A 19,139-nucleotide genomic window follows, 5' to 3' on the forward strand; every position below is an offset into this window, starting at 1 on the left:
CCTGACTGAGCATTTTTGCTGGCCGATGCAGCCATCCCGTCGCAAGCAGCGCGACTTCTCGCACAGCCTGGGAAGCTAGGATCCATTACCCAAAATGTCAGTTATTGCGCGAAGCTGAGGCCGCAGCCCCTCTCACAACAAAGATCGGTGGCTATGGATCCTGGCTTTCGCCACGACGGCGATTTGGGAGATCGCGCGCTCTACTCCATCCCCGTCGTGTGGGCCGGATTGGCGCAGCACAATCCGCCGTTGAACTCGCGATGATCGGCGGGTTACCCTGTCCCCACCCGCCGCCCCTCGCCCACCCGGAAGGATCCCCATGAACGGCAACCGATATTACGGCGTTCGCGTCGAGGGTGCGAAATATGGCGTGGGGTTCGGCTCGGCGCTGGCGATCGCGATTTCCTACACCAAGAACCACTCGATCCTGTGGGCGATCATCCACGGTATCCTGAGCTGGATCTACGTGATCTATGCCGCACTGTTCGGCTGACGCACCCGCCGCATGACCGTCATCTCCATCCAGTCGCAAGTCGCGTGGGGCCATGTCGGCAACAGCGCGGCCGTGTTCCCGATGCAGGCGCACGGCATTGACGTCGTCGCGGTGCCGACCACGCTGCTCAGCAACCGGCCGGGCTATGAGACCATCCGCGGCCGGGTGCTCGATGCGCAACTGGTCGCCGACCTCTTGCGCGGGATCGAGGAACGCGGCGCGGTCGACGGCGCGAAGGTGATCCTGTCGGGCTATCTCGGCTCGGCCGACATCGCCCAAGAAGTCGCCGAGTTCGTCACCCGCGCCAAGGCGAATAATCCGGCCCTGCTCTATTGCTGCGATCCCGTGCTCGGCGATCGCGACGGCGGCCTGTTCGTGCGAACAGACATCCCGCCGCTGGTGCGCGACGAGCTGTGCCCGCTCGCCGACATCATCACTCCCAATCATTTCGAGCTCGAATGGCTCTGCGGCGCGCCGGCCACGACGACCGATGAGGTGATCGCGCAGGCCCGCACACTGATGGCGCGCGGGCCGTCGACGGTCATCGTCACCAGCGCCGAACTCGCCGGGACGCCTGACGACGCCATCGAGACGCTCGCGATCGAACGCACCAAGGCCTGGCGGGTGCGCACTCCAAGACTGCCGATCAGCCCGAACGGCACCGGCGATCTCTTCGCCGCGCTGTTCGTCTCAGCACGCGTTCGGGGATCGGAGACACCAGATGCGCTCAGCCACGCCGCGTCAGCGATCTTCGCGGTGCTGGAGCGCACCGCGCTGAGGGGGACCGAGGAAATGCGCATTGTCGAAAGCGCCGAGGAATTGGTTCATCCGAAGCGCCGCTTCGAGGCAGAGGCCATCACCGCAGCTCAACATCCGGGACAAACGTCATGATCGACATCACCACTCTGCTCACCTATGCCGCCGTCGTGCTCGGCCTGTTCCTGATCCCCGGCCCGGCCGTGCTGCTGGTGCTCGCGCGCTCCGTGACCGGCGGGCCGCGCGTCGGCGTCGCGACCGGGTTCGGCATCGCGCTTGGCGATCTCGTCCATACTGCGATGGCGACATTCGGCCTGTCGGCGGTGCTGATGACCTCGGCGCTGGCGTTCTCAATCGTAAAGTATGCCGGCGTGGTCTATTTGATCGTGCTCGGAATCCGCGCGCTGTTCGCGAAGACCGACGACCTTTCGCTTCCTGCCGCACAGCCGGTTGATGCGCGGCGCGCGTTCCGCCAGGCGATCTGGGCGGAGGTGCTCAATCCGAAGACCGCCCTGTTCTTCCTGGCCTTCCTGCCGCAGTTCGTCCACCCCGGCCACGGCTCCGCGGTCGTGCAGTTCGCAACGCTCGGCCTGATCTTCGTCGCGATGAGCGCCGCCTACACCTCGCTGCTGGCGCTGGCGGCCGGCCAGATCAGCCCATGGATCACGCGGAATCGAAGCATCGGGCGGTGGCAGGGCCGCGTGGTCGGGACGATCTACATCGCCCTCGGCGTCCGCCTCGCCTTTCAGGAGCGGTGAGGATGTCTCCCTTGAAACCGATCGCCGCCTACGACGATTTCGCCCGGCTCGATATCCGCATCGGCAAGATCGTCGACGTGCAGCCGTTTCCCCGCGCGCGCAACCCGTCCTGGAAGGTCGGCGTCGATGTCGGCACTGAGCGGATCATGTGGTCGAGCGCGCAGATCACCAATTACGAGCCGGCAGCGCTGCTCGGCTCGCTGGTCGTCTGCGTCTGCAATTTTGGTCCGAAGAATATCGCGGGTTTCACCTCGGAACTCCTGATCCTCGGTGCGAAGGATTCTGAGGGAAAGGTCATCGTGCTCGGCCCGCGCAGCGAGGTCGCGATCGGTGAGGCGATTTTCTGACGTCACGGTGTCATCACGGCCAGTTGATTCAAATGTGCTGTATTCCCCGTAGTTTACCGATGGGGTATCACCCGGATTCTCGGCAAGGCTGCGCGCTGCTATCTCAACGCGTGAGAATCGCCTCATGGGAATCAGAACATGACCGCCCTCTATTTCCACTGCTCCGACGACGAACACGTCCTGGTGGACCGAACCGGCGCTGCCATGAACCTTTCGGAAGCGCGCGAGCATGCCGAGCGGCTGGTGCGCACTTACGTCATGATCCCGAGCGCGGAAGACTGGCGCAACTGGATCCTGCATGTCACCGACGATCTCGGCGACGAAGTTTTCGAGCTGCCGTTTGCGGCCGTGCTCGGCCAGCTGCACTAAGGCGCGCACATGACGCCGCTGCGCCGCCGCTTGAATGCACTGCTCGCGCTGATCGAAAGCGTCTGCAATCCCTACCGGCCCGAGCGGCATTACATGCGCGGCCCCGGCCCGAAATGGCGCGCGCGGCAGGCGCTGCGCGAGTCGAATTAACGAAACGTTACGGCGAATCTCCGGTGAACTACGGACGTATTCATCAACGCTGCGCATTCACGCATCACACACCACCCGCTGCACATCGATTTTGCGCCGATCGCTCGATGATTGTGCGCGATGTGCCTTAGGGAACCGTCGACTCAGTGTTATCCTGTGCTGCATACCGAAAGTAAGGGACCTTCGGCGGAGAATTTCGGAATGCCGTACTACAAATTCGATCTCGTGGTGGGACAAGAGTTCCGCAATCAGGGGACCATCATCCTCGAAGACATCAGCGTCGCCTCCGATCGCGCCGATCAGCTGGCCGACGAGCTGTCGCAGGTGAAGCCCGAGCTGAAGGCGCGCGGCTGCGCGGTGCGCGTCACCGATGCCGACAACCAGGAGCTCTACCGCACGCCGCTCGATCCGGTGCCGCGCTGGAGCAAATCGCCCGAGCGCGCCTAGGCTGGCCCCTCGCCGCTCGCCCGCAGTGCCGCCAGTGCCTCCCGATAGTTCGGGTAGCGCAGCACGACACCGAGTTCGCGCTTGATCAGCCCGTTGCGAACGCGCTTGTTCTCGCCATAGAAGCTCCGTCCCATCGGCGTGAGGTCGGCTTGCTCGAACGGAAGCTCAGGTGGCGGAGCAACGCCGCAGAGCTGCGCGGCGAAGCCGACGACATCCTGGGGCGGCGCGGGCTCGTCGTCGCTGACATTGTAGATGGCGCCGCCGCGCGGCCGCTTCAGCGAGGCTTCGATCACGGCAGCGATGTCGGCGACGTGGATGCGATTGAAGACCTGGCCGGGCTTGACGATCCGACGCGCGGTGCCCGCAGCCAATTGCACGAGCTGGTTACGACCTGGACCATAGATCCCGGCAAGGCGAAACAGATGCACGGCCTTGCCGCGCGCCGCGCCGAAGTCGAGCCAGGCCTGCTCCGCCTCCGCCCTGATCCGCGAGCGGCCCTCGCGTGGCGCAACCGGCGTCGTTTCGTCGACCCAGCCGCCGACATGGTCGCCATAGACGCCGACGGTGGAGAGATAGCCGATCCAGCGCAGCCGCGGCGCCGCGGCGATCGCCTCGCCAAAGGCCGCGAGCACACGATCCCCGCCCTGATCCGGCGGTATCGACACCAGGATCGCGTCGCTCGCGATGATCTCATCCGCGATCGTGGGATCGTGGTGCGCGTCCGACAACAGCCTTGTGCGGACGCCGCTCCGTGCCAGCAGGTCGGCCTTTGCTTGCGTCCGGACGGTCGCCGCGATCTCGGCGCCCGATCCGCGCAAGCGCTCGGCGACAGCCTGCGCCGCATAACCGTAGCCGAAAACCAGAAGCTTCATCGGAATCGCTGATGTTCCCCGGCGCTCATTTCTTCAGGTTCAACCGGCCCATGAAGTCGCGCTTGCCCAGCGGCGCGCCTTTGTGGCGGAGGATGTCGTAGGCCGTGGTCGAGTGGAAGAAGAAGTTTGGCAGCGAAAACGACATCAGGAAGCCTTCCGCCGTGAACGGCATCGACCGTTCGCCGACCTTGAACGTGACGTCGCGGCCGACCAGTGCGTTGACCGTATCAGGCGCCAATGCAGCAAGTTCATTGCGGGCATCCGTCACCAACGCCTGCAGCGCGGTATAGTCGAGGTCCCGTGGGCCCGAGGGTGGCACAAACACGCCGTTCCGCGCGGCCTCGATCGCGCCGCGCGAATGATGCGCGAGCGATATGACCTGGAAGCGGAACGGCAGCATGTCCGGAAACAGCCGCGTTTCGACGATCTCGGCAGGATCGACGCCATTCTCCTTGAAATGCGCCAGACTCTTGTCGAGGAAAGTCGAGACCGCGCCAAGGATCTGCAGATAGTTGGCGACCGTCGCGTCGTAGAGTGAAAAGGCCATGGCGAATTCCCCCAAATGAAATTTGTCTGGTGCTTGTCGCAGGAGAGTTCCCGGAATCTCTGATGAACGCAAGCCGTAGCACCGGGGAAATCGCCAGATGTCTGGTTGCTGCTGCCAGCGAAAATCGACCGTTCCCACCCGCCGCGCCGGCGGGCTACACAGTTGATCAACGATTTATTCCGAGCACCGCGACCATGGCGCAAAACATCTATGACGATCCCGGCTTCTTTGCCGGCTACAGCCAACTGCCGCGGCAGGTCCGCGGGCTCGTCGGCGCCCCCGAATGGCCAGCGATCCGTGCCATGCTCCCGGACGTCTCAGGCAAGCGCGTCGTCGATCTCGGCTGCGGCTTCGGCTGGGCGTCGCGCTGGATGCGGGAGCAAGGCGCATCGGCCGTGCTCGGCATCGACCTCTCACAGAACATGATCGCCCGCGCAACTGCCATGACGCGCGATCCGGCAATCAGATACGAGATCGCCGACCTCGAAACGCTCGAACTGCCGCCAGCCTCGTTCGATCTCGCCTACAGCGCCCTCGCATTCCACTACATCAAGGATTTCGATCGTCTGGCGCGCATGCTGTATCGCGCGCTCGCCCCGGGCTCGCTCCTGGTGTTCACCATCGAACATCCCCTCTACATGGCGGCCGCGCATCCGCGTTGGTCGCACGACGAGGACGGCCGCAAGACCTGGCCGGTCAACCGCTACTTCAGCGAAGGCGAACGCCAGACCGATTGGTACGTCAAGGGCGTTCTCAAATATCACCGCACGATCGGCACGACGCTCAACACGCTGATGGCTGCCAGCTTTTCAATCCGTCATGTCGAGGAATTCTCGCCGACCGAGGAGCAGATCGCAGCAGTGCCCGAACTGGCCGAGGAACTCGAGCGCCCGATGATGATGCTGATCTCGGTACAGCGCTAGCGCCTGATCGTCGTCACGCCGCCAGCAACTTGTCGAATTCCTCCGGCGGGTAGGATTTGCCGTCCTTGTCGGTGATGACGACCTGCCATCCCTCGCTCGCCCAGACCTTCGCCTTGGCGACGATCAGGAACGTGCTCTCTCGCTCGATTCTGACCGTCTCGTTCTCGCGTTCTGCGATCATCTTGTAGGCCAACGCTCTATCCCTTGTTGACGCGCTCCACCGGGCCGTCTGTTGGCAGCGACGTTGGGCCGCAATTCGCCAGGAGCGTGACAATTTGGTGGAAGCTTTTGTTCGAGATGCAGCAAAGCGCAACGTGCGGTCGCGCCTGCGCTGTCTTTCTCATCAAGGTGGGCACTTGTCGCCCAAAAGAAAAACCCCGCCTTCTGCGGGACAGCAAAGGCGGGGAAAGGTTCATTGGGTAGAAATCCACGCGCCTGTGAAAGGAGAGCGCGGGGAAGCAGCGACGACAATCCTATTTGTGCCGGTCGCGCGGACCAACAGGATTAAAGCGCGCATGATCCGGGACTTTTCCCCGATCGCACCGGCAAAAATCCCGAATCCGGAACTCTTGCCATAGTGTGGTACCGCCGCCTGCAATCGCCTTGTCGGCTACTCGACCACATCAAGCCTGACGTTTGCGACGCCCTTGCCGACCATGCCGAGCGATTGCGCCGCCGAATAGGAGACGTCGACGATCCGCCCGGGCACGTAGGGTCCGCGGTCATTGACGCGCACCGTCACCGAACGGCCGGTCTTGACGTCCGTGACCCGCAGCCTGGTCCCGAACGGCAATGTCGGATGCGCGGCGGTCAGTTCACGGCCGTCGAATTTTTCGCCACTCGCGGTCTGCTGCCCCTCACTGTAGAAGCTCGCGAGCCCCTGAGATGCAATCTTGCTGTCATCCGGCTTCTTGCGCGACGCGTAAGGCGTGTGCGTGCGCGCGACCGCGACGCGCGTGTGGGCCGGCGATGCCGCGGTTCGTGTCGGCTCGATCAACGCTGGCCGGCTCGCGAGCGCCTGCGAGCGCTGGCTGACAACGGAGGATTGTGCGCAGGCCGCCAGCGAGGCGGCGCCGATCGCGATGGCGAACAGGCGGAGCGCTGTTCGCGCATGAGCCGCAGCGCTGTATGCGCTGCGTTTGACGCCGACGTCCGAAGAAACAGTACCGTCGCGTGACATGTTGCATCCCCAACTCGCGCCCCAGCCCAAGCCGAAAATTCAACATCCGCCTATCAGCTGAATCCAATCGGGGCGGAACGGAGGCATGATGCGGCAAGACGCAGTTCGGGCGGTCTGATTTCCGTTCGGGTGTGTCGATTGGGCCACAAACACCACGGGTCATCCGGCTCCCCCTTCCGGGGCCGAGAGATGCCCCCTCGCTCCAAATCGGGTTCCCGAAACACCGCAAGCTCTCCACCCTCTCGCCATGCTTTGGTCAAACCGGACTGGAGTGGTGGGGGACAGGGCTAGGGGTCGATACAGGACGTAAAAGCGCCGGCCGCCCATTTGCGGTTTGACCTTGGACTGACAACGGGGACCGCCAATGCAATCTACGCTCATGATGAAAGACGCCGATCCGCACGATATTTTCGCGATCGAACCAAATTTCGCGCCGTCACGCACGGACAGCGCCGCCCCCACGCTCGCACCGGTAAGTACGGGATCGCCCGAGCAGCGCGAGCCGCATTTCGGTCCAAGCATCGCGGCTCCATCGTCTGCGCCGCCGATCGCGTCCGTACCGCCGGTCACGCCCGTGCCACCGGCTACGCCGATGTATCGCGCCACCGCGGCCGACGACATCCGGCTCGACGATGTCCTGCATGATCGCGCTCCGCCCCGCCCCAACAGATGGGCGATCCGCGGCTTCTGGTTCGTGTTCGCGATCATCAGCGCCATGGGTGCCGCCGCGTGGCAGCATTACGGCGATCGCGCCAAGCAATTGGTTGGGGAGCTGACGCCACAGGTCGCGATGCTGTCATCGCTGATTCCCGGCAAGGCTGCGTCCGCTCCCGAACAGGCCGCGCCAGCAGTGCAAGCGGCGACCGCCGATCAACCGGCGGCAGGCGCAGCGCCGGCGGCTCCGTCACAGGATGTCGCCGTAGCCACACCTGCACCAGCCGCAGCACCGGCGCCAACTGCAGCAGTTGCTCCGGCAGCGCCGACTGCAGCTACAGTCGCACCTGATCAAGCGCAGTTGCTGCAGTCGATGGCGCGCGACCTCGCGTCCATGGGACAGCAGATCGAGCAACTCAAGGCGAACATCGCCCAGCTCAACGCGAGCCAGGATCAACTGTCGCAGCGCGCCGCCAGGACGACCGAAACCAGAGCCATCGAGCAGCGACCAGTCCCGCCGCGCCCGCGCGCCGCGGTACCGCCGCCACCGCACGCGGCCGTCGTACCGCCGCCGGTCCGCCGCCCGGTACAGGCATATATCCCGCCGCCGCCACCCCCGGTGCCAACCGGGCGGACGTCAGTCGCACCACTGCCGGCGGTTGCTGCACCGGCGCCACAGGCTGTTGCGCCGCTGCCGCTACAGTCGCCGCCGCAATCCGCCGTTGTTGAGGCCGACGACGACGGCCCGGTGGTTCGTCCGCCGATGCCGGTGCGCTGACGATGACTTGGACGGCGGACGCGGGAAACCGCAGTCCGCCGACCTGCTGCTGACCGATGGTGGATTGCGCGCTGTGACGACTACGCGCTCTGGCGATTAAGCATTCTGCCCTGGCGGCAGCACGACCACTGTCGCGCCTGGCTTGACCCGCTGATAGAGGTCGATGACATCGGCATTGTTCATGCGGATGCAGCCCGACGAAATCGCCTGCCCGATATATTCGGGCTGGTTGGTGCCGTGGATGCGGTAGAGCGTGTCCTTGTTGCCCTGGTAAAGGTAGATGCCGCGCGCGCCGAGCGGATTGGCCGGCCCACCTGCAACGCGGGCCGGATACGGCCCGAGCCGGGCCTGGATCTCGGGCGTCGGAACCCAATCCGGCCATTCGGCCAGACGGCCGACAGTGGCGACGCCGGAGAACGCCATCGCCTCCTCGCCGACCGCAACGCCGTAACGGATCGCCTTGCCCTCGGGCAGCACGTAGTAGAGATAGCGTGCGTCGGTATCGACCAGGATCGTACCGGGCTGCTCGCGGCGCCGGTAGTCGACGATGTGACGCTGAAACTGCTCGGGGATGCTGGCCTGCGCGTAAGGCGGATGCGCTAGCAACTGCCGGTCGCGCGGCGTCATGGCGGCGTCCGTCACCGGCGAAAGTGTCGTCTGCATGCAGCCGCCGAGCGCGAGCGAACCCAACAGCACCACCGCAAGCCCCGACTTCGGCACGATCATTCTCCCCTGTGTCATCCCGTGCCACATGGTGCCGCAATCGTGCTGAAATCGTGGCAGCACCGCATGGAACACGGCTGTTTGATCGGTTCGGTGCGATGGTGTGTCTCAGGTGTTGCAGTGAGTTCCCGCGAACGGTAGCCTCGCAAAAAAGCGTCGAAAACATTGGGAGGAATTCATGCGTTACGCTCTGGTCATCGCGGGCTTGCTTGTTGCCGCAACGCCGGCCCATGCCGCCGATCCGCGCCTGACCTATGTCACGAATGTGCTGCAGGCGTTTGCTGCCAAGGTCGAATGTCCCGGCACCGACGTGGTCTATCAGGACCTCGTCCAGAAGGCGCAGGAAATGCAGCTGCCCGACGGCACGACCGAGCAGGTCCGCAAGGCGATCGCGTTCATGCATACCGGCGGCAAAATGGGCGAGAAACAGTCCGACGATCTGATGACGGACGTCGCGATCGCCACCCAGACCACCGACCTCGACCAGCGCCGCGCCGGCATGACGACCTGGTGCTCGGAGCAGAAGACGCGGCTGGCGGGCTATGTCAGGACGAAGGAATAGACGCCCACATCTTTAGTACGGCGGCGCCTTGCGCGCACGCTGCGCCTTGGCAGCCTCGATCCACCACGCGAGATCGTCGGCAAAGCGCGGAAAGGCGCGCTCCAGTGCCTTGCCGCCTTCACCGATCGGCTTGCCGTCCTCTGAAAGAGTATGTGCGATCGGACCCGCGGCAATCGTGCTCGAGACCACGACTATGCCCATCTCCGAGAGCGTACCGTGCCAGGCGGTCGCGGCGCGCGCGCCGGCGAAACGGCCCGCCGAATAGCTCGCGATCGCGGCCGGCCGCCAGAACCATTCTTCGAGGAAATGATCGGTGAGGTTCTTCAGCCCGGGCTGGATGCCCCAATTGTATTCGCCGGTGACGAACAGGAAGCCGTCCGCGCCGCGGATTTTTCCGGCCAGCGTCTCGAGTGCCGCGGGCGCCTGCCCCTTCGGATATTCCTTGTACATCCGGTCGAGCATCGGCAGGCCCACCTCTCTTGCGTCGATCAATTCGGCGTCGTCGCCGCGAGCCCGAAGGCCATCGATGACGAAATGCGCGAGCCGGATGCCCATGCGATCCGAGCGGTAGGAGCCGTAGAGGACGAGAATGCGGTGGGTCATGACGGTCAGACCCTACCACACGGTCGCGACGGCACGGTGGCATTCACAAACCTTAATCGCCCATGCCGCCCGTTTTCCGGCCATTAAGCAAATCCCCTGCAACCGGCCCGCAGCGGCCAAAAATCGCCAAATTCATTTCCCGATATGCGCCCTGCTTCGAAGGAGAACCCGACATGCGGATCGCAAGGCTGGTTTTCGCAGGTTCGCTCGCAGCCTTTGCTGCGGTTGCCACCCCTGCGTTGGCGAAGAGTTCCGACCACCAGAAGGCCGACGACAAATCCACCGCGTCCGCCGGCTGCCAGGCCTACCAGCAGGCCGCCGACGGCAGCTGGACACAGCTTCCCTGCGGCGAGATGGGCTCGACCGGTTCGACTCAGCATCGCACCACAACCAAGAGCGCTGGCGAAGACGAGCACTGAAGCCTAATCCGTCCCGGACACGGGGCGGCCGCCGCCGCGAACCGGATTCGACTTTCGGCCGAGATATCGTGTGCCCGAAGCGCCGGCGCGGTTCTGTATCGTAAACCCAAGATTAATGCGCACCCGGTACGGTTGAGGCTCTCACACCCCTCTCGTCACGGCGCGCATCCCATGAAAATCGGTACCCTCCTGACGGCTGCGATCGTCTCGCTGTCTGCGGTCGGCGGCGTTCTCGCGGCCTATGTCGCTGTCACCAAGTACCAGACGATAGACAAGGCTTCGACCGCGCAGAGCCGGCTCGACATCGTCCGCGCCGTCGGCGATATCCCGCGCAACCTGAACCCTGAACGCGGCTACGCCACCAACGTGCTGATGGGGAGCGGTGCGATCGAACAGAAGCAGACGGCCGAGCTCGACAGGCTGCGCCAGCTGACCGACAGCGCACTCGCCAGGGTCAACCAGGTGCGCGCCACCCTCCCGGGATCGCTCGACGATGGCGAGGCGATCGCAGGCGCGATCGATGCAATTAAGGTCAAGTTTACCGCCCTTCGTGACGCCATCGCGACGGCCATCGCCGGCCCCATCGATGGGCGCCGCGCCGCGGCGACCAAAATCGTCGCCGACAATTCGGTTTTCAACGCCGGGGTGACCGCGCTGCTCGACGAGCAGGTGCGCCGGCTCGCCGGCCTCGACGGCAATGCCTATCGCCAGGCCAATTACGCCAACGTCGCCTGGTCGCTGCGCGACATCGGCGGGCTCAATGCCAGCCTGCACAAGGCGCTGGTCGGGGCCAAGCGCGCCGCGACCGAGCCGGAGCGGCTGGAGCTGTTCCGCAGCACCGGCCGCACTGAGCAGATCCTCTCGACCTTGCAGGAACTGCGCAACAACCCGGCGACATCGGCAAATGTCGCGTCGGCGCTCGGCAAGATGCAGGCCGACTATGTCGAGCGCTTCGGCAAGTCGTTGAAGCTCGCCAAGGAAGGCGCGGTGTCGGGCAAATACGAGCAGGACGTCGACACTTATTTCGTCGAATCCCAGGTCGGCCTGGCCGCCATCATCACCGTGCGTGACGCCTTCTACGACAACGCCGAACAGGGGCTCGTGGCCGCCTATTCGTCGGCGCGCTTCAGCTTCGTGGTCGCACTGATCGGGTTGATCGCGGTCGCGGTTGCCAGCGCCGGTCTGATCGTCATTGTTCGCCGCCGCATCCTCAACCCGATCGCCGCCCTTACCGGCCGCATGTCGCGGCTTGCCGCCGGCGACGTCGCTGAGGCGATCCCGGGCACCGCGCGCCACGACGAGATCGGCGCGATGGCCGCCGCCGTGCAGGTGTTCAAGGACAACAGGATCGCAGCCGATCGCCTGGCCGCCGAGAAGGAAGCCGAGAACAACGTCAAGACGCGCCGCTCCCACGTGCTCGACGACCTCACCCGTGCCTTCGAGATGAAGGTCACCGAGCTGGTCGGCGGCCTGTCGGCGGCATCGTCGGTAATGGAACAGACCGCGCAATCGATGTCGGCGACGGCTGCCATGACCAACCGCCAGGCCTCCATCGTCGCGGCTGCGTCGGAGCAGACCTCGACCAACGTGCAGACGGTGGCGAGCGCGACCGAAGAGCTGACGTCCTCGATTTCAGAGATCGCGCGCCAGGTCTCGACCTCGACCGAGATCGCGGCGCGCGCGGTCGACCATGCCCGCCGCACCGGCGACACCGCCCGCTCGCTCGCCGAGGGCGCGCAGAAGATCGGCGACGTCGTGACCCTGATCCAGAACATCGCGGCACAAACCAATCTGCTCGCGCTCAACGCCACCATCGAGGCGGCGCGCGCCGGCGAAGCCGGCCGCGGCTTTGCCGTCGTCGCATCCGAAGTGAAGTCGCTCGCCGGCCAGACCGCAAAGGCGACCACCGAGATTTCGGAGCAGATCGCCGCGATTCAGGCCGCCAGCGACGAGACCGTCACCGCGATCCAGAACGTCGTCGACGTCATCACCGAGATCGACCAGATCGGCACCGCCATTGCCGCCGCGATCGAGGAACAGGGCTCCGCGACCAAGGAGATTGCGCGCAGCGTCCAGGAGGCCGCGCGCGGCACCCAGGAGGTCAATTCCAATATCTCCGGCGTCCAGCATGCCGCCGACGACACCGGCAGCGCGGCGACCCAGGTGCTGGGCGCAGCCGAACAGCTCTCGACACAGTCGAAGGACCTCGCCGGCCAGGTCAACCGCTTCCTCTCCGACGTGCGGGCTGCCTGACGTCAGTTCGCGAGCCGGTCAATCAGGAGATCAAGCAGCGCGCGCAACCGCGCGAGCCGCTTGAGATCGCGATGGTAGCCGACATAGGTGTCGCGCCCGGGCGGCGGCGCACCGAGGTCGATCAACCGCAAACCGTCGATTGAATCCGCAAGAGGACGCGGCAACACTGCGACGCCTGCGCCCTCGGCGCAGATCCGCGCCTGGACGTCGCGATTGTTGCTGCGTGAGACCACGTGCGCATGCGGCAGCATCCGCTTCAGCCAGACGGCATCGGGCATGCCGCCGAAGGCGGTGTCCATCGTGATCAGCGGTGTGCCACGCCCGTCGCCTGGCCTTGGTTCGTAGGCACTGCCGGCGCTGACATAGACGCCGTAATCGATATGTATGAGCCTCCGCGAGATCACCTCCGCCTCGTCGAAGCGACGGATGCGGAAGGCGATGTCAGCCTCGCGGCGGGGCAGGCTGTACATGCGGGCGTCGGTCAGGAGTTCCACCACCACGCGCGGCTGAAGCTTCGCGAACTCGGCGAGCACCGGCGTCAGGAGATGCGCGCCGAACCAATCCGACGATGAGATGCGCAGCAGACCGTCGAGCTGGCGGTTGTGGCCAGCGAGTTGGCGCTCGAGCGCATTCGTTTCTTCTTCGATGCGCTCGGCATGGACGAGCACGCTGGTGCCTTCGTCAGTCAGCACGAAACCATCGGCGGTGCGCTGAAACAGCGTTTGGCCGAGCGACGTTTCCAGCTCGCGCAATCGCCGCCCCATGGTGGGCTGGCTTTGTCCGAGCTTGCGCGCCGCCGCCCCAAGCGTCCCCTCCCGCGCGATAGCGAGGAAAACCCGAAGATCGCTCCATTCCATGGCGCATCCAGTCAAACATGAATGGCCAATGTACAATATTGTCGATTTTCAAACAATTATGCAATCATCAGATTTAGGGCAACAACGGAGTTCGACCATGACCGCTACGCCCTCAATGCATGCCCTGATCATCGACGCCCCCAATGCGCCACTTCGCCAGACCGCGATCACGCAACCGCAAGCAGGCCCAGGCGAGGTGCTGGTTCGCATCAAGGCGAGCGGCGTCAATCCGCTCGATCTGAAGATCGCCGCGAGCCAGGCAGCGCATGCACGGCAGCCGCTGCCGGCCGTGCTCGGCATCGATCTCAGCGGCGTGGTCGAAACCGTCGGCCAAGGTGTCACGGCGTTTCGCAAGGGCGACGAGGTCTATGGCATGACCGGCGGCGTCGGCGGCCTGCAGGGTTCGCTCGCGGACTATGCCGCAGTCGACGCCAGTTTGCTGGCGCTGAAGCCCGCCAATCTCAGCATGCGCGAGGCGGCGGCATTGCCGCTGATCTTTATCACCGCTTGGGAAGGCCTGGTTGATCGCGCGCATGTGACCGCGGGACAGAAGGTGCTGGTCCATGGCGGCGCCGGCGGCATCGGCCACGTCGCGATCCAGATCGCGCGCGCCTTCGGTGCCGAGGTCTGGGCGACAGGCTCAGCGACCAGCCTGTCCCTGATCGAACGCCTCGGTGCGGCGCCGATCGACTACACCAAAGAGAGCGTCGAGGACTATGTCGACCGCCACACGCAGGGCCGCGGCTTCGACATCGTGTTCGACACCGTCGGCGGCGCCACGCTCGATGCCTCCTTCAACGCGGTCCGCCGCTTCGGCCATGTCGTCAGTGCGCTCGGCTGGGGAACGCACGCGCTGGCACCCCTGTCGTTCCGCGCGGCAAGCTATTCCGGCGTGTTCACGCTGCTGCCGCTGCTGACCGGCGAAGGTCGCCCGCATCACGGCGAGATCCTGCGCGAGGCGACGCGGTTGGCCGAGAGCGGCAAGGTCGCGCCGCACCTCGATCCCCGCCACTTCACGCTCGCAACGATCGCCGATGCGCATGCCGCGATCCGCAACCGGACCGCGACCGGCAAGATTGTCGTCGATATCGCGACGTGAGCGGCGACCAGGCGAATCCTAGCCCCCGCGCAGCCCCAGCACGCGGCGCGCGATCGCCTGGCGATGGACCTCGCTCGGGCCTTCATACATCCGCATCAGGCGCGCCTTCTGCCACAGCGCGTTGAGCGGCAATTCCAGCGTCATGCCGAGCGCACCGAGCGTCTGCATGGCGTGGTCGCAGGCCTCGTAGGCCATTTCTGTTGCGAACACCTTGATCATCGACGCCTCATGCCTGATGTCCTCGCCGCGGTCGGTCTTGTCAGCGGCGTCGCGCACCATCAGCCGGCAGGCGTGCATGCGCGTCGACATATCAGCGATCCACCACTGGATCGCCTGGCGTTCGGCGAGCTTGACGCCGAAGGTCTCGCGCTGTTTCGCATGTTCGCACAACATGTCGAGCGCGCGCCTGGTGATGCCGATGCAGGTCGATCCCATCTCAAGCCGGCGCGTGCGCAGGCGTAGCTGCATCGGCGCGTAGCCCTTGCCGACCTCGCCGAGCACGGAGTCCTTCGGGACGCGGCAGTCCTCGAACACGATCTCGTAGGTCGAGCCGCCGCCAAGCATCGGGATTTCACGCTCGATGATGAAGCCCGTCGTGCCCTTCTCGACGATAAAGGAGGTGATGCCGCCCTGCCGCTGGTCGCCGCCGACGCGCGCCATCACGATGATGAAATCGGCGGCGCGCGCGTTGCTGATCCAGATCTTGCGGCCGTTCAGCACCCACTGCTCGCCGTCGAGCACCGCCCGCGTCTTCATGCCCGCCGGATCGCCGCCGGCGCCGGGTTCGGAGATCGCGATCGCCGACGTCATCCGGCCCTCGATATAGGGCTGCAGGTATTTTGTCTTCTGCGCCTCGGTGCCGGCCGCCTGCAGCATGCGCAAATTCGGCGAATCCGGCGGCAGCACGAACGGCACGCAGCAGCGGCCGAGCTCTTCATGCACCGCGGCCATGGTGTGCGTCGGCAAATCGTGACCACCGAGATCCTCGGGCGCATCGAGGCCCCACAAGCCGAGTTCCTTCGAGACGTCGCGCAACCGCTTGCGCTGTTCGCCGGTCAGTTCGGGATGGTCGCTGCCGGGCAGTTTCGATTTGAGGTATTGCGGCTCGAGCGGGATGAGTTCGCGATCGACGAATCTCGCGACCGTCTCGCGGATCATTGCCGTTTGCTCGTCATCGCTCATCTGATGTCCTCGCCTGCGCTGTTGTGTTTCAAAACCGGTAGCGCATTTTGGATCGGCGGGACCAGCGAAAACGCACGCTCACAGTGCACGACGTGCGGCGGTTTCATCGCGCGGAATTCGATATCCCGCGACGCGGTCAACGACCGCGCGATTGTGCCAGCCGTACGGGAACGTCGAGCAGTTTGTCGCGCAGCACGAGGTCGTTAGCCTTAAGAAAACGATCGACGATCGGCGCCCAGATCGCCGTCCCATCCGCGCCGAACAGCATGTGCCCGTCGCTACCGAACGACGGCGTTCTGACCAGCATGAGATTGCCGCCGGAGCATCACAGCGGCCGATTTGCAGCGTCGCATCAGAAGTGAACTCCTCGCCTCAGTCGACAAAGCCGATATAGCGTGCGAAATCGCTGTTGGCCTCGCGATCGGACCGTACCGCGTTGGCGGCAAAGCTGTCGTCGGGATAGCCCATGGCGACGCAGGTCATGATCACCTGGTCTTCCGGGATATTGGCGACCTCGCGCACGATGTCCGAGCGCATGATGCCCTGCCCGTTGATCACGCTGCCGAGCCCGCGGTCCCAGGCCGCCAGCACGATGCCGTAGCAGAGCGCGCCGAGGTCGAAATGGCAGACCGCGCCGGGATCCAGGATCCGGTCATAGGCCAAGACCAGCGAAACCGGAGCGTCGAACTGGCGAAAGCCGCGTAGCACCCAATCCTGCCGCATCGGCTTGTCGTCGCGGGCAATCCCCATGGCGCCGAACAGCTTCTTGGCGATGTCGACCTGGCGGCCGCGGTGGACGCCCTCATATTCGCCATGGCTGACGATGTCGCGCTTCGCCTTGGCGCCGGCGATCATCTCCTCCATGTTGCGCCGCCGCACCTCTTCCAGTGGCGCCCCGGTCAGGACATGGACGTGCCAGGGGTGTTCATCGAGGACGGCGCCCGCTTGGCCACCTCGATGATCTCCTCAATGGTCGCCCGAGCCACCGGCTGCTGCTTGAACCCGCGCACGCTTTGGCGTGTCCGTACCAGCGTCTCGAAGTCCATTCCGTGCTTCCTCCATTTTGTTCCGCGCTCAATACAGGAAATTTTCTCCCGTCATTGGGCATTTTACCGCCAAAATCCGCCATGGGAACTTGATCGGGTCAAGAATCCGATATCCAATCCGGTCACTGGTTTGGTTTAGGGAGAGACCCAAATGAAGCGGATTTTCTTGGCTGCCGTGATCGCGACCTTTGCAGCCGGCTCGGCATTTGCACAAGACGCCTCCTGCGAAACAAAGGCGGTCGGCAAGGACGGCAAGGCGCTCGCCGGCGCGGCGAAGACCTCGTTCATGAAGAAGTGCACGACCGATACCTGCGAGACCAAGGCGGTCGGCTCGGACGGCAAGAAGCTCGCCGGCGCTGCCAAGAACTCCTTCATGAAGAAGTGTGAAAGCGGCGCCTGAGCCCCTCGCCAGTTTTTCTTCCTGCTTGCTCAATCGAAACAGTATCGGGCCGCGTGATACGCGACCCGATGTGGCGTCAATTGACGCTCGCGGGGAAATGTTCGAACGCTAAATGCTCGAACGCTCAAAATGAGACGCCGACGCGCAGACCTCTCGTCCAGACGCGCCGGCAACGTTTCCTGATGTTGCCATGAAACATTTCGAAACGTTCGGGCAACTGCACCGCGCGCTGCAACTCGATGCAGGCGCCTCCGGCCGAATAGTCCAGAAGCTTGCATTCGAGCAGCGGCGTCTTCGGTTCGAGCAAAAGCTTGACCGAAGTGGACACAACACCTGCCGGACGAACACGCGCAAACCGCCGAGGATACATCACCAATCCCTAGAGTAGACCGGGCAACATGCTCATCGGCGGCCGTTAAGATTCCGTGCAAGCCTGTTGTTGCTGACCTTGTCAATCGGGCCAGATCGCGAGCGGCGGTCAGGACGAACGCGATGCCGCCAGCGTCTCGGACGGCGATTCACCGAACTGCGAGCGGTAGGCCCTGGAGAAGTCGCTCAGGTGCCAGAAGCCGTACGCCAGGGCGCAAGCCTTGACGCTGGGCGCGCCGCCAAGCAGTTGCTGGCGTACCAGCCAGAGCCGCCGTAGGCGCAAATAGCGGTGCATGCTCATGCCTCGATATCGCTGGATGGCATCGTGCAGGGTGCGCACGGACACGCCGATCTCCCTGGCAAGGTCGCCGCTGTAGATCGGGTGAGCCACGTTCCCGGCCAGTGCGGCTCGCGCTTGGTTGAAAACCTTGAACTGACGCGTCGTGTTGACCCGCCTCGTCCACTCGCCTGGAACGATCCCGGCGAAGGCGTCGTCGATCGCCGCGAGCAGGGATTCCTTGATCGCGGTGCCGGTGGCGACGATTTCGGCTGCCGCGACTTGCTGCGACGTGACGAGCATGGCCTGCCGTACCACCTCGCGCAGCCGATCCTGCGCCGGCTGGCTGATCTCGTGGATGCTGAATTTGACAATGGAATTGGGCCAGCCGCGATCGACGATCTCGGGCGTAAAGACGATCGAGGTGTATTGGCGTGGCGTCTTCTCGACGGTGGTGAAGAAGGCACCGCCATTGCCGATCACGAGCGCCGCACGATCACGTTCGGCGCCGTTGAACCGGATCGGAACGCCGTCGTCCATCGTGAAACCGATTGCCGTGGTACCGTGCGCGAATTGCGCATCGATAATCCGCGGAAACGATTGCGTGTAGTTGATGTCGCATCCCGGCAGGTTGAGGATCACCTGCTCGGCCGAAATTCTCCGGGCGAGCGGCGTGAAATCCACGTTCAGGTTTCTGATCGAACTCCTGAAGGCATCGACATCGTTAAATCGATAGACCCTCGGCACCAGCAATGGCGCCATCGAACTGTTGTTCATCTGAAACGATCTTGAAAATTGGCACTTGTCGCCGCGCCTTTGCGCGCGCCGACATCTTTGATTGAATCAACGCTCCGGTTCCGAATCGCCCAACGAACACAATGAGGTAGTTGCGGTGCAATATCGGGCTAAACAATATGACAAAGTGCGGCTGCTGCCGATTTTCGATAGCGTTTGGCGGGATTTCCACCTTACCGGGCATTTGTATCCATAAAACTCTATGGGGGCATTAATATTCGGAGAGCAAACTGGTTCTGGGAACAATGTAGTTCCCTGTCGCGGAGCATTTTTAGGTGCC

Annotated in this window: 26 protein-coding genes and 1 pseudogene; 14 read left to right on the forward strand and 13 right to left on the reverse strand. The window is 64.2% G+C overall.

Annotated features, from left to right (window positions below; translation table 11 throughout):
- Positions 1-319 precede the first annotated feature (319 nt).
- The 7 genes from UP10_RS45255 to UP10_RS16190 all read left to right on the forward strand — a co-directional run bounded on the left by UP10_RS45255 (position 320) and on the right by UP10_RS16190 (position 3,320).
- Positions 320-493, forward strand: coding sequence for a hypothetical protein (locus UP10_RS45255; protein WP_197086828.1), 174 nt, complete (start codon positions 320-322; stop codon positions 491-493).
- Positions 494-505: 12 nt separating this feature from the next.
- Positions 506-1,384: a pyridoxal kinase PdxY gene (gene pdxY, locus UP10_RS16170; RefSeq protein WP_044588332.1), complete on the forward strand. Its 879-nt coding sequence runs from the start codon at positions 506-508 to the stop codon at positions 1,382-1,384.
- A complete protein-coding gene (locus tag UP10_RS16175) occupies positions 1,381-2,007 on the forward strand; it encodes a LysE family translocator (RefSeq protein ID WP_044588333.1) in 627 nt (208 codons plus the stop codon). The genes pdxY and UP10_RS16175 overlap by 4 nt, the downstream gene beginning before the upstream one ends.
- Before the next feature lie 2 nt (positions 2,008-2,009).
- On the forward strand, positions 2,010-2,354 hold the full coding sequence (locus tag UP10_RS16180; RefSeq protein ID WP_044588334.1) for a tRNA-binding protein: 345 nt from the start codon (positions 2,010-2,012) through the stop codon (positions 2,352-2,354).
- Between the two features lie 138 nt (positions 2,355-2,492).
- Positions 2,493-2,723 carry a DUF6894 family protein gene (locus tag UP10_RS16185; protein WP_044541858.1) on the forward strand — a complete coding sequence of 77 codons (231 nt, stop codon included), beginning with the start codon at positions 2,493-2,495 and terminating at the stop codon, positions 2,721-2,723.
- Between the two features lie 9 nt (positions 2,724-2,732).
- Positions 2,733-2,873, forward strand: a complete 141-nt coding sequence (locus UP10_RS45260; RefSeq protein ID WP_197086829.1) for a hypothetical protein — start codon at positions 2,733-2,735, stop codon at positions 2,871-2,873.
- A 201-nt stretch (positions 2,874-3,074) separates the two neighbouring features.
- The gene (locus tag UP10_RS16190) at positions 3,075-3,320 is read left to right on the forward strand and encodes a DUF6894 family protein (protein ID WP_044588335.1); all 246 of its coding nucleotides are present in this window, start codon (positions 3,075-3,077) and stop codon (positions 3,318-3,320) included.
- Here UP10_RS16190 and UP10_RS16195 read toward each other — a convergent pair.
- A complete protein-coding gene (locus UP10_RS16195) occupies positions 3,317-4,192 on the reverse strand; it encodes an SDR family oxidoreductase (protein WP_044588336.1) in 876 nt (291 codons plus the stop codon). The two genes, UP10_RS16190 and UP10_RS16195, sit on opposite strands and share 4 nt — an antisense overlap.
- 25 nt (positions 4,193-4,217) lie before the next feature.
- Positions 4,218-4,739 (reverse strand): DUF1993 domain-containing protein, encoded by a 522-nt coding sequence (locus tag UP10_RS16200; RefSeq protein WP_044588337.1) that lies wholly within the window; start codon positions 4,737-4,739, stop codon positions 4,218-4,220.
- Between the two features lie 194 nt (positions 4,740-4,933).
- Between UP10_RS16200 and UP10_RS16205 the strand changes: the two genes are divergently transcribed.
- The gene (locus UP10_RS16205) at positions 4,934-5,662 is read left to right on the forward strand and encodes a class I SAM-dependent methyltransferase (RefSeq protein WP_044588338.1); all 729 of its coding nucleotides are present in this window, start codon (positions 4,934-4,936) and stop codon (positions 5,660-5,662) included.
- Positions 5,663-5,675: 13 nt separating this feature from the next.
- On the opposite strand, the gene UP10_RS16210 is transcribed toward UP10_RS16205, so the two are convergent.
- Together UP10_RS16210 and UP10_RS16215 are read right to left on the reverse strand one after the other, a co-directional pair.
- Positions 5,676-5,855, reverse strand: a complete 180-nt coding sequence (locus UP10_RS16210; RefSeq protein WP_044588339.1) for a hypothetical protein — start codon at positions 5,853-5,855, stop codon at positions 5,676-5,678.
- 417 nt (positions 5,856-6,272) lie between these two features.
- Positions 6,273-6,842, reverse strand: coding sequence for a septal ring lytic transglycosylase RlpA family protein (locus tag UP10_RS16215; RefSeq protein WP_050043701.1), 570 nt, complete (start codon positions 6,840-6,842; stop codon positions 6,273-6,275).
- Positions 6,843-7,206: 364 nt separating this feature from the next.
- On the opposite strand from UP10_RS16215, the gene UP10_RS16220 reads away from it, so the two are divergent.
- Complete coding sequence (locus UP10_RS16220) at positions 7,207-8,274, forward strand: hypothetical protein (RefSeq protein WP_044588340.1); 1,068 nt, start codon at positions 7,207-7,209, stop codon at positions 8,272-8,274.
- Positions 8,275-8,370: 96 nt separating this feature from the next.
- On the opposite strand, the gene UP10_RS16225 is transcribed toward UP10_RS16220, so the two are convergent.
- Positions 8,371-9,000: a L,D-transpeptidase gene (locus tag UP10_RS16225; protein ID WP_502692202.1), complete on the reverse strand. Its 630-nt coding sequence runs from the start codon at positions 8,998-9,000 to the stop codon at positions 8,371-8,373.
- 175 nt (positions 9,001-9,175) lie between these two features.
- On the opposite strand from UP10_RS16225, the gene UP10_RS16230 reads away from it, so the two are divergent.
- On the forward strand, positions 9,176-9,559 hold the full coding sequence (locus UP10_RS16230; RefSeq protein WP_044588341.1) for a hypothetical protein: 384 nt from the start codon (positions 9,176-9,178) through the stop codon (positions 9,557-9,559).
- A 12-nt stretch (positions 9,560-9,571) separates the two neighbouring features.
- Here the strand turns inward: UP10_RS16230 and UP10_RS16235 are convergent, their stop codons facing one another.
- Entirely contained in the window at positions 9,572-10,162 is a 591-nt protein-coding gene (locus UP10_RS16235; protein ID WP_044588342.1) for an NADPH-dependent FMN reductase, read from the reverse strand.
- Positions 10,163-10,335: 173 nt separating this feature from the next.
- Here UP10_RS16235 and UP10_RS16240 point away from each other — a divergent pair, with 173 nt between their 5' ends.
- Together UP10_RS16240 and UP10_RS16245 are read left to right on the forward strand one after the other, a co-directional pair.
- Positions 10,336-10,581, forward strand: coding sequence for a hypothetical protein (locus UP10_RS16240; protein ID WP_044588343.1), 246 nt, complete (start codon positions 10,336-10,338; stop codon positions 10,579-10,581).
- 171 nt (positions 10,582-10,752) lie between these two features.
- Entirely contained in the window at positions 10,753-12,834 is a 2,082-nt protein-coding gene (locus UP10_RS16245; RefSeq protein WP_044588344.1) for a methyl-accepting chemotaxis protein, read from the forward strand.
- A gap of 2 nt (positions 12,835-12,836) precedes the next feature.
- Here the strand turns inward: UP10_RS16245 and UP10_RS16250 are convergent, their stop codons facing one another.
- Positions 12,837-13,691: a LysR family transcriptional regulator gene (locus UP10_RS16250; protein ID WP_044588345.1), complete on the reverse strand. Its 855-nt coding sequence runs from the start codon at positions 13,689-13,691 to the stop codon at positions 12,837-12,839.
- 97 nt (positions 13,692-13,788) lie between these two features.
- Here UP10_RS16250 and UP10_RS16255 point away from each other — a divergent pair, with 97 nt between their 5' ends.
- Positions 13,789-14,790, forward strand: coding sequence for a zinc-dependent alcohol dehydrogenase family protein (locus UP10_RS16255; RefSeq protein ID WP_197086830.1), 1,002 nt, complete (start codon positions 13,789-13,791; stop codon positions 14,788-14,790).
- Positions 14,791-14,808: 18 nt separating this feature from the next.
- Here UP10_RS16255 and UP10_RS16260 read toward each other — a convergent pair whose 3' ends face one another.
- From UP10_RS16260 to UP10_RS16265, 3 genes and pseudogenes are all read right to left on the reverse strand, one after another.
- A complete protein-coding gene (locus UP10_RS16260) occupies positions 14,809-15,972 on the reverse strand; it encodes an acyl-CoA dehydrogenase family protein (RefSeq protein WP_044588347.1) in 1,164 nt (387 codons plus the stop codon).
- Between the two features lie 136 nt (positions 15,973-16,108).
- Positions 16,109-16,279, reverse strand: coding sequence for a hypothetical protein (locus UP10_RS44315; protein ID WP_156180055.1), 171 nt, complete (start codon positions 16,277-16,279; stop codon positions 16,109-16,111).
- 65 nt (positions 16,280-16,344) lie between these two features.
- Positions 16,345-17,018: pseudogene (locus UP10_RS16265) on the reverse strand (nitroreductase).
- Between the two features lie 151 nt (positions 17,019-17,169).
- Between UP10_RS16265 and UP10_RS16270 the strand changes: the two are divergent.
- Positions 17,170-17,418, forward strand: a complete 249-nt coding sequence (locus UP10_RS16270) for a hypothetical protein (protein WP_044541845.1) — start codon at positions 17,170-17,172, stop codon at positions 17,416-17,418.
- Positions 17,419-17,542: 124 nt separating this feature from the next.
- Here the strand turns inward: UP10_RS16270 and UP10_RS16275 are convergent, their stop codons facing one another.
- The 3 genes from UP10_RS16275 to UP10_RS45265 form a co-directional block, all read right to left on the reverse strand.
- Positions 17,543-17,788 (reverse strand): PilZ domain-containing protein, encoded by a 246-nt coding sequence (locus tag UP10_RS16275; protein ID WP_044541844.1) that lies wholly within the window; start codon positions 17,786-17,788, stop codon positions 17,543-17,545.
- Positions 17,789-17,896: 108 nt separating this feature from the next.
- Entirely contained in the window at positions 17,897-18,826 is a 930-nt protein-coding gene (locus UP10_RS16280; RefSeq protein ID WP_245321762.1) for an AraC family transcriptional regulator, read from the reverse strand.
- The gene (locus UP10_RS45265) at positions 18,789-19,043 is read right to left on the reverse strand and encodes a hypothetical protein (protein WP_197086831.1); all 255 of its coding nucleotides are present in this window, start codon (positions 19,041-19,043) and stop codon (positions 18,789-18,791) included. Before UP10_RS45265 ends, UP10_RS16280 begins: the two co-directional genes overlap by 38 nt.
- Positions 19,044-19,139: the final 96 nt, after the last annotated feature.

This window comes from Bradyrhizobium sp. LTSPM299 (assembly GCF_000938235.1).
Taxonomy (GTDB): Bacteria; Pseudomonadota; Alphaproteobacteria; order Rhizobiales; family Xanthobacteraceae; genus Bradyrhizobium.